Annotated in this window: 21 protein-coding genes and 1 other annotated feature; of the genes, 2 read left to right on the top strand and 19 right to left on the bottom strand. The window is 40.0% G+C overall.

Annotated features, from left to right (window positions below):
- Positions 1 to 213: 213 nt before the first annotated feature.
- Positions 214 to 969: an SAM-dependent methyltransferase gene (locus KW93_RS09425; protein WP_033542755.1), complete on the top strand. Its 756-nt coding sequence runs from the start codon at positions 214 to 216 to the stop codon at positions 967 to 969.
- A gap of 98 nt (positions 970 to 1067) precedes the next feature.
- Here the strand turns inward: KW93_RS09425 and KW93_RS09420 are convergent, their stop codons facing one another.
- From KW93_RS09420 to KW93_RS09350, 15 genes are all read right to left on the bottom strand, one after another.
- Entirely contained in the window at positions 1068 to 1340 is a 273-nt protein-coding gene (locus KW93_RS09420) for a hypothetical protein (RefSeq protein ID WP_033542754.1), read from the bottom strand.
- Positions 1337 to 1588, bottom strand: a complete 252-nt coding sequence (locus KW93_RS09415) for a hypothetical protein (RefSeq protein ID WP_052131548.1) — start codon at positions 1586 to 1588, stop codon at positions 1337 to 1339. Before KW93_RS09415 ends, KW93_RS09420 begins: the two co-directional genes overlap by 4 nt.
- 110 nt (positions 1589 to 1698) lie before the next feature.
- On the bottom strand, positions 1699 to 3333 hold the full coding sequence (gene metG, locus KW93_RS09410) for a methionine--tRNA ligase (protein WP_033542753.1): 1635 nt from the start codon (positions 3331 to 3333) through the stop codon (positions 1699 to 1701).
- 50 nt (positions 3334 to 3383) lie between these two features.
- Positions 3384 to 3646, bottom strand: a binding site (T-box leader).
- Between the two features lie 118 nt (positions 3647 to 3764).
- Complete coding sequence (locus KW93_RS09405) at positions 3765 to 4070, bottom strand: hypothetical protein (RefSeq protein ID WP_033542752.1); 306 nt, start codon at positions 4068 to 4070, stop codon at positions 3765 to 3767.
- Between the two features lie 51 nt (positions 4071 to 4121).
- The gene (locus KW93_RS09400; RefSeq protein ID WP_033542751.1) at positions 4122 to 4583 is read right to left on the bottom strand and encodes a helix-turn-helix transcriptional regulator; all 462 of its coding nucleotides are present in this window, start codon (positions 4581 to 4583) and stop codon (positions 4122 to 4124) included.
- Between the two features lie 62 nt (positions 4584 to 4645).
- Positions 4646 to 5077 (bottom strand): hypothetical protein, encoded by a 432-nt coding sequence (locus tag KW93_RS09395; protein WP_033542750.1) that lies wholly within the window; start codon positions 5075 to 5077, stop codon positions 4646 to 4648.
- A gap of 320 nt (positions 5078 to 5397) precedes the next feature.
- Entirely contained in the window at positions 5398 to 5964 is a 567-nt protein-coding gene (gene lepB, locus KW93_RS09390; RefSeq protein WP_033542749.1) for a signal peptidase I, read from the bottom strand.
- A 31-nt stretch (positions 5965 to 5995) separates the two neighbouring features.
- Positions 5996 to 6460, bottom strand: a complete 465-nt coding sequence (locus KW93_RS09385; RefSeq protein WP_033542748.1) for an NUDIX domain-containing protein — start codon at positions 6458 to 6460, stop codon at positions 5996 to 5998.
- Between the two features lie 117 nt (positions 6461 to 6577).
- A complete protein-coding gene (locus KW93_RS09380) occupies positions 6578 to 6916 on the bottom strand; it encodes a hypothetical protein (RefSeq protein ID WP_033542747.1) in 339 nt (112 codons plus the stop codon).
- A 100-nt stretch (positions 6917 to 7016) separates the two neighbouring features.
- Positions 7017 to 7667 carry a hypothetical protein gene (locus KW93_RS09375; RefSeq protein ID WP_033542746.1) on the bottom strand — a complete coding sequence of 217 codons (651 nt, stop codon included), beginning with the start codon at positions 7665 to 7667 and terminating at the stop codon, positions 7017 to 7019.
- Positions 7668 to 7721: 54 nt separating this feature from the next.
- Positions 7722 to 8180, bottom strand: a complete 459-nt coding sequence (locus KW93_RS09370) for a hypothetical protein (RefSeq protein ID WP_033542745.1) — start codon at positions 8178 to 8180, stop codon at positions 7722 to 7724.
- Positions 8181 to 8268: 88 nt separating this feature from the next.
- On the bottom strand, positions 8269 to 8553 hold the full coding sequence (locus KW93_RS09365) for a hypothetical protein (protein WP_033542744.1): 285 nt from the start codon (positions 8551 to 8553) through the stop codon (positions 8269 to 8271).
- A 62-nt stretch (positions 8554 to 8615) separates the two neighbouring features.
- Positions 8616 to 8828 carry a hypothetical protein gene (locus tag KW93_RS09360; RefSeq protein WP_033542743.1) on the bottom strand — a complete coding sequence of 71 codons (213 nt, stop codon included), beginning with the start codon at positions 8826 to 8828 and terminating at the stop codon, positions 8616 to 8618.
- A gap of 123 nt (positions 8829 to 8951) precedes the next feature.
- Positions 8952 to 9341 (bottom strand): hypothetical protein, encoded by a 390-nt coding sequence (locus tag KW93_RS09355; RefSeq protein ID WP_235318395.1) that lies wholly within the window; start codon positions 9339 to 9341, stop codon positions 8952 to 8954.
- Positions 9342 to 9486: 145 nt separating this feature from the next.
- Positions 9487 to 9864: a hypothetical protein gene (locus KW93_RS09350; RefSeq protein ID WP_033542741.1), complete on the bottom strand. Its 378-nt coding sequence runs from the start codon at positions 9862 to 9864 to the stop codon at positions 9487 to 9489.
- A 212-nt stretch (positions 9865 to 10076) separates the two neighbouring features.
- Here KW93_RS09350 and KW93_RS09345 point away from each other — a divergent pair, with 212 nt between their 5' ends.
- Positions 10077 to 10892, top strand: a complete 816-nt coding sequence (locus tag KW93_RS09345; RefSeq protein ID WP_200883333.1) for a lipid II flippase Amj family protein — start codon at positions 10077 to 10079, stop codon at positions 10890 to 10892.
- Positions 10893 to 11130: 238 nt separating this feature from the next.
- Here KW93_RS09345 and KW93_RS09340 read toward each other — a convergent pair whose 3' ends face one another.
- The 4 genes from KW93_RS09340 to KW93_RS09325 all read right to left on the bottom strand — a co-directional run bounded on the left by KW93_RS09340 (position 11131) and on the right by KW93_RS09325 (position 12814).
- The gene (locus KW93_RS09340) at positions 11131 to 11475 is read right to left on the bottom strand and encodes a YolD-like family protein (protein WP_033542740.1); all 345 of its coding nucleotides are present in this window, start codon (positions 11473 to 11475) and stop codon (positions 11131 to 11133) included.
- A gap of 164 nt (positions 11476 to 11639) precedes the next feature.
- Positions 11640 to 12143 (bottom strand): hypothetical protein, encoded by a 504-nt coding sequence (locus KW93_RS09335; RefSeq protein WP_033542739.1) that lies wholly within the window; start codon positions 12141 to 12143, stop codon positions 11640 to 11642.
- Positions 12130 to 12348: a helix-turn-helix transcriptional regulator gene (locus KW93_RS09330; protein WP_033542738.1), complete on the bottom strand. Its 219-nt coding sequence runs from the start codon at positions 12346 to 12348 to the stop codon at positions 12130 to 12132. The genes KW93_RS09335 and KW93_RS09330 overlap by 14 nt, the downstream gene beginning before the upstream one ends.
- 163 nt (positions 12349 to 12511) lie before the next feature.
- A complete protein-coding gene (locus KW93_RS09325) occupies positions 12512 to 12814 on the bottom strand; it encodes a hypothetical protein (protein WP_033542737.1) in 303 nt (100 codons plus the stop codon).
- Positions 12815 to 12928 lie beyond the last annotated feature (114 nt).

The following is a 12928-nucleotide window of genomic DNA, read 5'->3' as shown; positions in this document are numbered from 1 at the left end:
CCTTTGCCTATGAAATGGTAAAAAGCTATGCTGAAAAATATCCATTAAGTAATTTTGAAGAGCTGTATTCATTGAAACACCAGGATTTGATTGAAGCCTACGAGGAAATTACTTCCTGATAAAATTTATAAGGAGACATAACCAATGGGGATAAGAAACTTGAAATCAGAAGGCTCTTATTAGGAATAAACTAACCTGAAGGAGTTGTTCTACATGGAATGGGTCGAAAAATTTTACGATCAGCAATATAAATGGATGGACTTGAATGATGAAGAGATGCTGAATATGCAGCAGGAGCTGCTGCAAAAGCTTGAGCGTCTGGCCGATCAGCCCGGCAAGAAAATACTTGAACTCGGCGGAGGAAAAGGCTATTTTGCAGTCGCCGCTGCTAAACAAGGCTACAAGGTTACAGTAATCGAACTGGTGGACGAGGCCGCGCGCTACATCCGACAGCTGGCTGAAGAGCAAAATGTCAGTGAACGATTAACCGTCATAAGCGGCGATTTCTATACTGCAGAAATACCGGATGTGTTTGATATCGTCTGCTACTGGGACGGGTTTGGCATCGGTTCGGATGCCGACCAGCAGAAATTACTGAACCGGATACAAGACTGGCTGAAGCCAGGCGGCATTGCGCTGATCGATGTGTATACGCCCTGGTTTTGGGCGAAGGCTGCAGGACGGGAAATGCGTATAGCGGAGAATGTCGTGAGAAAATACGGTTTTGACGCAATGGGGTGCCGTATGCTTGATACGTGGCGGAACGAGGAAGATGCAGCAGAGCAGGCTACACAATCCTTGAGGTGTTATTCACCGGCTGATTTCTCCCTGCTGATCCGCAATCTCGATTTGACTATTGTCCACTGTGAGCCTGGAGGGGCGATGGACTACGAAAGCGGCGTCTATACGGAGGAGGCTCCGTTGCACGAAGCTTTGTCCTACCTGGTAAAGTTGAAAGTGAATGGATGATGGAATAAAAGATCTTTATATAGTAGAAACCCGAAGACCGGCTCTATTGAACAGCAGCCGGTCTTCGGATTTTTGGTTTTATCATAGAAAAAATTTTATCAGCAGATCGTAGCCTCAATCATTTCGACTTCCCCATTTTCTCCGTCAACAGAATCCGTTCCCTGCTCACAATTTCCTTCATTTTCCCACTCGATTATATAGTCATTCTTTTCTAATTCGATTGAGAGTATTTCGACCTTGCCGATGTTTCCAGCATGATGTTCAATTACAATGGACTTTGCCTGTTCTTCTGACACTTTTAAATCGTCATTGCTGCATCCACTAACAACAAAAGCCAGTAAAACGAATATAGTCAAAGCCATTTTCTTCATGTCCTCGGCCCCCGATTACTGATGACCACGATTGATCTTTGAGAAATAAAGTAAGCCAGTGTCGCGACCAACACAACACCCAGCAACTGAATCGTCGGGGATAGTTCAAATACGGATTCCTCGCCTGAACGAGTATTTACTGCAGATATATCGGGAGCATAAAGAGTTGTCAGCACCCAGCCCGATAAAAGTTGAACTCCTGTGTACAGCAATATTAAGCTTAAAATAAAGACAATATATTTTTTCAAAAATTTTCACCCCTTTTCCTTTCATACGAAACCCTTTAAAGAAAGTTTCATCTTAATTTGTCGAACAATCCCATCTCCCCTATTTTTAAGCGGCCAGTTCTCACTTCGAATTATTCAGATTCACTGATCAACTTCTCAAGCTCTTCCTCAATCCGTTTCACATCATACCGTTCAAACAGCGGCTTGATGTCCGCTATCTTTTCAGTTTCACAAGTCACATAATGCCATTCCAATTTCTCCATCTCTAAAATCCCTTTTACTTTCTCCGTTGAAAACGGCAGGAACGGATTCAATAACTGGATGACATTGGTGATGATCACCATGCAATTGGCGATGGTCTGATCACATGAAGCCCGATTTTCTTTTAATTCCTTCCATGGTTCTTTTTCATCAAAATATTTATTGGCATAGCGAATGAAAGCGAAAATCTCTTCGATCGCCAGTTTCAGATGGCCTTCTTCTATCTTCTGGCCAACGTCCGCATAAAGGGCTTCGATCCTGCTTTTAATTTCCGAATCAATTTCCGCCTTCGGAATGATTCCTGCATAGCTTTTCTCAATAAACTTGAGCGTCCGGTTAATGAAGTTGCCGTATGCACCCAACAGTTCACCGTTGTGGCTGTAGATGAATTCTCTCCACGAAAAATCCGTATCACGATTTTCCGGCGCATTGATGGACAGGAAATAACGGATCGAATCCGGGTCGTACCGCTCCAGAATATCCGGCAACCACACCGCCCAGTTTTTGCTCGTCGATATCTTCCGCTTTTCGAGCGTCAAGTATTCATTGGAAACGATGTGAGTCGGCAAGCCTGCAACTCCGATTCCTTTTAAAATCGCCGGCCAGATGATGGTGTGAAACGGAATATTGTCTTTGCCGTGCACATAATAGGCGGTCGTATCTTCCTGCCAGAACGCACGGTCATCCTGCTGATTTTCTTCTGCCCACTCACGGCTCGCCGAATAATAGCCCGAAACCGCTTCAATCCACACGTACACTTTCTTATCTTCGTATCCTTTCACCGGCAATGGGACTCCATTCGGCAAATCCCGTGACACCGCCCGGTCCAGCAGTCCTTCTTTCAGATACCGTTCAGATAAATGGATGGCATTTTCACGCCAGGCATCCTTTTGTTTTGCTTTATTGACATAGGCCTGCAGCGCTTCCTGGAAAGCACTCAGCTCGAAATAGAAATGCTCCGTTTTCTTGACGGCCGGACGGTTCCCGCAGATCTTGCATGTCGGTTCCAATAAATCCAGCGGGTCCAGAATGGTGGAACAATTATCGCACTGGTCTCCGCGGGAAGGGTGGGAACAGACGGGACAGATCCCTTCCACATACCGGTCCGGAAGAAACTGCCGGTCATGTTCACAATACATCTGATCGATCTCTTTCTTATAGATATGGCCATTCTCCATTAAAGTTAAAAATATGCGCTGGACCGTTTCATGGTGAAAAGCGCCGTCCGTCCTCGTGTAAAGGTCGTACGTGAAGCCCATACGCGAAAAGTTATTCACGAACTCCTGATGGTAAAGATCCGCAATTTCCTTGATGGTCTTGCCTTCCTGATTCGCCCGGATGGAAATCGGCGTCCCGTTGCAGTCGCTGCCGGACACATACAGCACCTTCTCCCCTTTCAGCCGGTAATACCTGGCCAGTATATCCCCTGGCAATAATGCCGCAATATGCCCCAAATGCAAAGAGCCATTCGCATAGGGCCATGCCCCTCCAATAAATACACTCATCTTTTCCATTCCTCCTTAAAATATAAAAAACCCCGCCTTTATCCGAAATCGATAAAGACGAGGTTTCACCCGTGGTTCCACTTTAATTCGCTGCCAATTCACATTGACAGCCTCAACAAGTACAAAGCCGCTGCTTTTATACTGTGGTTTTGATAACAAGTACCAACACTTGTCGCATTCTACTGATTCCAAAAGGAACGTTCAAACCGAAGCTCCGAGACCATTTTTCAATTGCGCATTTTTGCTTCTTTTCAGCTGCCGAAGCTCTCTTGGAAAAATGCAGTCAATCTACTTTTCTCATCAACGCTTAACTATTTGTTTTGATTAGTATAGCTCTTGCCCTAAATTTTCACAATATCAGAAGTGAAATTTTGATGGTGTTTCGGGAATTATTCAGTGAATCTCTTTTCCTGGAGAGTGCTTAATAAAATCTAGCCCCACCACATAGCCGTCACGATAAGTGACCAAACAGAAGCACAGAATGCTGTGATGAACAGCAGCACGCCGATGGGCTCCAAGTATTTATATGCCGAGTCCTGTTTCCTGTGCGAACGGAAGATCAAAACAGCGGTCAGTAAATAGAGCAGGAATCCCATAGTGGTTAATCCCGTCAGGTAATAAACCGGCGAAATCGGTATAAAGTGTTCGTTTAGAAAATAGGCAATCCCCTGTCCAAACACAGAGAAAATGGTTGCCAGCAAAAAGCTGCCGATTAGAACTCCGTAAAACTTTTTCATCCACTCACCTCTTTTATTCGTTGGATAAAGACAAACCAAAACAGTATCGCATCATTTCTGCACTTTCTTTTCCAGATACTTCAGATGCAGCATTGCCTCTTCCTGCTCAAAGGAACTGAACCAGCGATAATTCGACTCGTCAATGATTCGAAAATGCTGACTGACGACATTCTGCTGAAGTTTAAACTCTCCTCGCTTTTCAACCTCTTTCCACCAGATCTTCCCGCCCATCGTTTTCATCACAGGCTGCTCGATATTATTGAAAGTAACCAATCTCACGACTTCGAGGCCATCATCTCCCAGTCCGTTGCGCAGGATTTCACTCTGCTCAAATAACGCAACACACGTAACCACCACGTTCCAACTTGCCGCCACTCTCCCTTTTTCAATTTGAATCAATGTTTTTTTGGAGATGCCCAGAATCTTCGACATTTCTTCCTGCGATAATTCTTTCTCCAAACGGATTAATCTTATTTTTTGCGACACAATGTCGATCAGTTCTTCCTGGTTCATTTCAACGCCTCAGTTCTTTTTTTGTAAGTGGTTGATTCAATAAAAATTCTGGAATAACGCATTTATATACTTCGGGCTTTCCTAAGGGACAATAAAGAAGCAAAAAGGAACAGTAACGATATTGATGAAATGATAATAGCCGTGATTAGAAAATCGTTCACAAATAATTCGATGCCATACCATTGTGTTATTAGCAATGCTACAAATAGTGTTGCCCAGATGGCATTAAAGATTTCTAGATTGACCAAAACGGTTAAAACAGCAAAAAAGAGAGTCATCAGCCAAAACACTGAATAATATTTCAGCAGTAATCGACTTCTATACCGTGAAGCCAATGACAGGACGAAAATCCAAATTGCAATATACAAAATGGTAACAACTGCATTTTTAAATGTTGCCGGATTTCCCATTAATGAGTCTGGGAAGTTCAGGACGAGACAGACAACAAATGTAATGCTGATTAAGAAAAATGATAAACCAACTTTTCTCTCCATTTCAGCCCCTCTTTTCTGAATTAATGATGGTCTCTTGTTTAGTGTAGATGCTTATTCCTTTGTACACTCAGTCAGTTTCATATTACGTATTAAGTGTAATTTTACACTTAATACGTAATTATGCAACTATTAAAATTTCATCTCATACTTATAGCTTTCGTAAAATATAATTTCACTCACAAAAAAGAAGGAAGCTCTGACTTTCGCTTCCTTCCTTTCTATAGAATTCAATATGCAAATACGCATCTGTTCAATCGTTGAAGTAAGATTCTAAAAGCAACTCACACTTCCTGACAAGTGAGCTTTCAGATTCATATAAATTATTCCACGAAGCCCATATCACTCAATGGCCAAAAGACATACTTGGTGTTACCGACTATATCTTGTATCGGTACAAGACCAATAATCCGGCTATCTGTGCTTTTTTTACGGTTGTCTCCCAAAACAAAGACGTAACCATCTGGAATCACTTTCAGTTCAGTCAGTTGTTCAAGGGTGAAATCGGTAGTTAGATTGCCGCTTCCAGCATTCTGCTGCTCCTTAAGGGAAGTTAAATAAGGTTCATCTTGAGCTTTTCCGTTTATGTAGAGCTGATCATCTTCGTATGCTATATGATCACCAGGAATTCCGATTACCCGTTTGATATAGTCTTTGTCATCCGGAGCATGAAACACCACAATATCGTATCGGTCCGGCTTTCCGATGGAATAGCCGATTTTATTCACCAGCATGCGATCGCCATTTTCAAGTGTCGGCATCATCGATTCCCCATCCACTACAATCGGTGCAAACAGAAAAACGCGCAGAATGCCCGCCACTGCAACAGCGATGAAAATTGCTTTTCCCCACTCCCAAACTTCATTTTTCTCTTTTTTGACTTGTTCCATTACTTAATCACCCGCCTTATGACAGTCTGGCTCAATTAATATCCCCTAAATAAACTATATTTCTTTTATTGTTCTCATACTCCTGTATGTATTTGCGAATCCCTTTTGGGTAAATGCGGTAGTCCATCAAATCTTTAACCGGTACCCATTCAATGCCTACTTGATGGGAGTCTGGATTGGAAGGAACAGAAGAAATAGTTTGTTCCTTGCTGACGTGGCACACAAAATAATATTCGATTTGATGAACATGACTGTCGAAGTAGGCATACTCATGATTTTTACCTATATATTCCCGAATATGGAGAAGATCTTTCACTTCCACCTCTTTGCCAACTTCTTCAATGCACTCTCTTCTTACAGTATCCGACAAGGCTTCTCCATGATCTTGTCCCCCGCCTGGAAAAAGATAAAAGTAGCCTTCTTCATCTATATTTTTTGTTAGCATGACCTTGGAGTCCTCAATAATAATTGCCTTAGCAGAATTTCGAATCGACATTTACCTTGCCCCTTTGATATTAAATTTACATTTTAGAATATAAAAACAGTTCCAGATAAGAATATTTAAAACTATTCCTTAATTAACAACACATTAAGTTTTATTGGATATAAATTTTCAAACCAGCTCTTTTTTCTGGTTGTTTTCTTCAGAAATGATCACAAATCTGCCAACAACAAGAACCACAAGGAAGATAAAACAGCTTAAAACAGCATCTCCACTTGCTATTATGTTTGGCGCTATCAACTGAATTCCAATAAACAAATTGACTAGATACGAAAGCAAAAATCCACCTAAGGCGATAGACGTTATATAGTTTCCAACCAATAATCTCTTATAATCTTTTACTTTGTTCTCATTTCGTATAATGACTGTTTGTTTCACTTGCTTGATAAAAGTATAGAAAAATCCAATAGCGAACAATGCAGCAACCGCGTAACCCAGCAAATCATCCAAAATTTCACTCCCCTTTACACTTAATTAGCCATAGTGCCGGTTAACTGGATTCATGCTTAATTTTCATTTTGATCATTTCAAAGTAAAAGGCATTAAAATTTCATTTTTTCTTAATTGTTATTTGAGTAGTTTCCAGTCCTAATCGCTGTTTTAATTCTTCGGATACAGTAAGCGAAATAGTTGAACCGTTTTCTACATCTGTGAATTTATGCTGTACAGCAGTAACAACTGTGCCATCAGAGCCATAAGTTTCAGAAGGGGTTGAATTGACTGTCAAATGGTCGCTATAATTTCCGCTTATTTGCCCGAGCATAAAAATTTCATTTGGTAAAATAGGGTAGGCCGATTGACGTTGCCCTAAAGAAATTTCAATTGTGTCTTCCTGCAGTTCCATTATGCCGTTTGCAGGAATAGTGAGCCCGTTAATTGCCAAGTCATACTCCCATAATTTTGTTGCCAAATCTTTTAATTGAGTGTCATTATAATCTTTAATCAGCTCATCGATCCATTTTTTATAATAGACAGCTTCTTCTTGTTTGTAGTTAAAATCCAGTTGAAGATTATCCACTGCTGTTTGCAATTCCTCATTTTGCTTTTCTAATTTATTGATTTGAGCCGTTTTATCTTTCAACAGCTGTGTTGAAGCATTTACTTCTTCTGCTTTGTCACTGTTTGCAGAGCTATCCTCGTTCTTATTGGAGCAAGCAACGAGCATAAACATAAGGGTTAAGCATACTATGATTCTTTTCAACTTTTCTACACCCCCGATTAAATTCCACTAAAGCACCCGTTAGCCAAATATGGCTTATAGTATATCCATAAAAGACAGTACATGTTCTTTTACTTTTTCTTCCTCTTCCTTCGTCATATCATAAAATTTAAATTGTTCCATACTTTCATCCGGAATCAGGATTGTTGATGGTTCCTGAATTTCTTCCTTACGATCTTCTCCATCTTCGGCTTTGGTAATGTGAGATTTATCAAATGTTGAATGAATGATTTCTGTTCGTATATAATTTCCTTCTGTATCATAAAAGTCCTCGATTGCTTTAATATCTGTTTCCACATGATTTTCACTTGTTTCGGTATAGGTAATAGCGTTTACTTTCTTGTAACCCGTTATCTCGGAAATACCTTCATCGTTTTCCTCCAATGTTTCAATAACGAACACCTCAACATGTTGAATATTCTCCACATTACCGCATGCACCCAATATAAAAGCAGATACCAGCAATAAACCAACTATCAAAAAGATCTTCTTCAAGTTTATGCCCCCTTTATTAAGAAACCATAGTAATACATAAAGATTCATACAATAGCGCACGTTTTATTAGTAATGTGAAAATAAGAAATTATTTTTTGTTTTTTAACTCCAAAAGTATCGGAGTTATATTTAATAAAATCAATATAATTGTCCATCCCCATATTGTTGTTTCCATCGCAGGCACTACATCCAGTAAAGCAGACCAGTCTTCGGCTTCTACCCATTCGGACACCATACTGTATTCTGCAACAAGTGTCAGTGCTGTAAATGATAATCCCATTGCCATCGCCAATTTATAATCTTTGCCCGTCCCATACATATAAATATTTATGAAAGTTGCTATTACAGCAATCAGTCCAAATAGTATCCACATAGTTACCTCCATCGTATTTTTATTCAAGACGAATGTTCATATGCAGACGTCTGGCAATTAGTCTATATCTGTTTTTTTGTGTTCCCTGATTTCTTGTTTGTGTAAAGAACATAAACAACATTTATGACGAACAATACGATTGCGGCTGTTAAAAAGCCGAGTATTCCAGCTGTTGCTGAATTAAGATCGGTTATTAAGAAGAAAATAGTAGCTAAAACAAACGCGGTAAAGCCAGCCAAACCAAGTTTCCATCGGGAATTATCCAGTCTCGACATACCAACGCTCCTCCTTTCTCATGCAGATAGAGATCATCAAAAAGTTCACCCATTTTGAACCCTCACGTTGAATTACAGTTTCAATCTCTTCGTTTTTATTAATCAGATGCCCGAAGAGCCATCTTACGATTCTGCATTGTTCCTAATCTTGAAACTATCCAGCAGCACATACCCAAAAACCAATCCGGCGATGGCAGGAACGGTCGCTCCGCCAATGGAAATTATTTCAGGTATACGAAGCCAGCCTGCACCTAATGGAGAAAAAGGCAGGAACGTCATCACTACAACATATAAAGTCGGCAGTCCAACAGCCGCGAAAAGAATCCAGTCAAACTTCAAAGGCCCGTTGCTTTTCCGTTGCAGAATAAATTTTGGCGTCCGAATCAATAAGCCGATAATCACAGGAAACAGTGCGTAAAATAATTGACGCGGAAAAACAGTAAACGTCATCCGGGACTTTTCGATTGCCAGTTCCTGCAGCTGCATCCCAAAATAAACGATAATTCCAATCACTACTGTCCAGATGAAATAATACAGAAACCTCTTCAGAGCAGTCCCCTCCCAATTGATACTTATCTCTACTTCCTGATCTTCCCGGTAAATTTCAAGGGTCTGAATTTCCCCTTGATTTCATAATCGATTGTATTTGGAGGCAATATCATTTATCTGTTGTTAATACCAAATTTTCGGTCTGGCCATTCCACGTAATCTCTATTTCAATTTCCTGATCTTCTTGAACAACACCACAACCACTGCAAGCCCCGCCCCCAATATTCACAACACCATCAGTCACGCCTGCTCCATTGCCTTCAGAACTGCCCGGTTTGGTATCAACCTTGTAATTTATCGTATCCGGAACTTCACCTTCGCCCGTATATCTTACTGATCCTTCTTCAACTTGATGAGTCCCACCCGAGACATCCACAACATAAAGCGCCTCCCAATTTTCGCTGCTTCCAGAGAAATTGTATCTGTCACCATCAACACAACCGCTTAAAATGATTGCCATAATGAAAAACGGAATTATTTTTTTCAAGCGTACCAGCCTCCGTTCGATTTTCGTTTTTCCTTCTTTTTCCTCTTTTTTACCATTGTACCTTATTATTCAGAATATAATGACAGTGATTTGTGATTTCTGGAAAATGTAAACACAAATAAAATATAGAAACAATAATCAATATTTTCATTTTTCATATTTGTCTAAAAGTCCATGGTAATATAAGGATAAAAACAAAAGTAGGTTTTCTTTTGGAACTTTTCACAGAGAAATTAATTCTGATTGCTCTATTCGTTTTAATTATCCACTCCATTGAAACATTGGCTTATGCCGTTCGCTTATCTGGAGTAAGAGTGCGCCTGCTGGCATCTGCTCTTTCTTTATTCAATGTCATGGTCATGGTTTCCCGTTTGGCAAATATGATGCAGCAGCCCTTTACCGGGAGTTTGATTGATTCTGCACCGGAAACCAATACGTTTGAATTTGTCGAGGCACAATACCGGATCATCATCGGTTCTTCTACAATGGGAACGATTTTAGGAATTCTTTTGCTGCCGACTTTCATCTCTATCTTTTCGCGGGCAATCATTCATCTCTCAGCCGAAAGAGGATCTATACCCGGGCTGGTCAAAAAAGGGATGAATATTGGCTATATCAGAAGAGGAATCGGGCACATTCATCTGCCAAAACTCTCTTACATAAAGGGCGTCCGTTTAAAAGACATTCCGGTCCAGTTATTTTTTATTAATATGATCATTACCGCTGTTTACACAATAGGTGTCCTCTCTGCGCTATATGCAGCGATAATTGTTCCAGAAAGAGCTGCTACAGCAATCATGGCTTCTGGCCTGATCAATGGATTGGCTACCATCCTGCTCATTGTTTTTGTCGATCCGAAAATCTCTGTGTTAGCCGACGATGTCCTCAATCGGCGCGGCAATTACCTGAATCTGAAAAGCATCGCTGTCATGATGATTGCTTCCCGATTACTGGGTACGATTCTTGCCCAATTATTCTTTTTACCCGGGGCACGCTACATTGCCTGGTTCACGAAATTTATCGTATAATTCCATGGAAAAAAGGTGTTTTTTAAACATAATCTCCCTACATAAAAAAGACTGGATGCCATATTGCAGGCATCCAGTCTTCGTTTCTTCTTATTATAATTCATGTTTTTTCAGCATCTTCTCTCCCTCTTTTTTATTCAAGCATCTTCTGATAATTTCTCAAATGTTGGCTACATTTAGTATGCTTCCCTATTAGAAATGACAAATAATGTACTACTCTGGTTTCAGTACTGCAAAATCAGTCCAACATGTGCACCGATGTAATGGAATCGATAGCCAACCGCCATTTACCAAACGGATCCTCATAGGTTAGCACCCGTTGACTACAGTCCAGTTCCTGGATTGTACACCGATGAAATTGGAAGTGACGATCTTGCCACGACTGGATAAAAACGGTGGTCTTACGATCATAGGCCACAATCAGCATATCCAAAATGGCCTGCTGTTCATCGGCACTCAGCATCGGCTGCGGATCGCTTACGGAATCATCATTCGAATCCCATGCATGCTCCGATACGAAAAGCCCTTCCCACTGCGTATGCCTTCTTCCATTGTTTTCCCTTTCACTGTTTCTTTCTGTCATATAATTCCCCTCCAATAAGAACGTTTGTTCCCATTATACCCATTTCAATCTGTAAGTGCTCAATTTACGAAAAATATTTATGTCCAATAAAAAAAGAGAAGAAGCTTTTAAGGCTTCCTCCCTTCCAATGTCCCCCTATGTTAACTCAAAGAAATCTCTTTTATTTAGTTGGTAATATAACTCCGGATATGACGATAGTAGATCAGGTTTTGGATGATTAATAAAAGAAAGATCACCATAATAAATAGATATCTATTGAATGGAAAGAACATCAGTAAAACCAGTAAAGGTAAAATTTGCGAATAGAAAACGTAGATCTTTTTCGTAGCGGTTTGAGTGACTTGGCTGAATAATTCATCAAACTCTATGAATTCTCCCAGTTTAAAAATCGTAAATGCAGACATCTTGCTGGTTGGATTATTTTTATTATGGCGATTCAATCTAATAAAGTAAGCAAAGAAGAAAATTATTATTAAGACAAGCCCTCCAAAGAATGACAGAAGTGCAAATGGGTCTAAAGCGAATTCACCGCCCTCATTAAAAACACCTTCAAAACCAGTAAAAAGCATGTCAGATGAATATACCACGCTATATGCCCAAAACATTAATATCGTATATAAGGCAATATTCCATAACGGCAACTTGACTCGAAAATCATTTTTCCTCATCTAGGTCCTCCCCCTCCAGCCAAAATAGTTGATCGACTCGAACTTCTAAGTGTTTCGCTAACCGCAATGACAGTGTAATGGATGGTGAAAATTCTCCTCGTTCAATAAAACCAATGGTTTGTCTTGCCACTCCCACATAATTGGCTAATTCAGATTGAGAAAATCCATGCCTGGCTCTCAACTCTTTGACACGATTCCGCAGCATTTTATTCTCCTTCCAATTATATTGTGTTAACTATTGTATTCTAAATGTAATGTTTAGTTAACATTATGTCAAGTATAATTAGCAAATAATTTTAAATAGAAAGTCTATTTTAACTAAAATAAAAAGCCCATGCAGATGAGCTTTTCACAAAATAAAGAAATGGCTATTCAAATTGATCAAAGTATTTTTGGGGATCACTTATTCCTTTATCGATAAAAGTTTTGGACCAGGCGTAAATTTCATCAAAGTAGGATTCCTCGTCTTTATCAGGCAAGGCTGCCAATACTTCGGTGAGATCACCTTCTTTGTGCATCCGGCCAGTAATGAAATTTGTAATCACCGTCATTTTTACTTCCTGCTGAAAGGAAATAGTCGCTGTCACTTGTTTTTTCGACAGGTCCACATGAGTGTATTCAATCTTTATTCCCACTGGCTGAAAAATAGTATAACCTTCGTTGTTCTTCAACCTCTCACCTCTTCTCATATTGAATGCAGCATAATTATCCATAGTTACATTCGAAAAATATACAACACAAAAACTGAACCGAAACTATTTTGCACCGTTGTTTTTCTCGTATAA

The sequence above is a fragment of the Planococcus sp. CAU13 genome (assembly GCF_000775575.1).
GTDB lineage: Bacteria > Bacillota > Bacilli > Bacillales_A > Planococcaceae > Planococcus.
The sequence above is the reverse complement of the archived record's forward strand: the minus strand, read 5'-3'. Positions and strand labels throughout refer to the sequence as shown.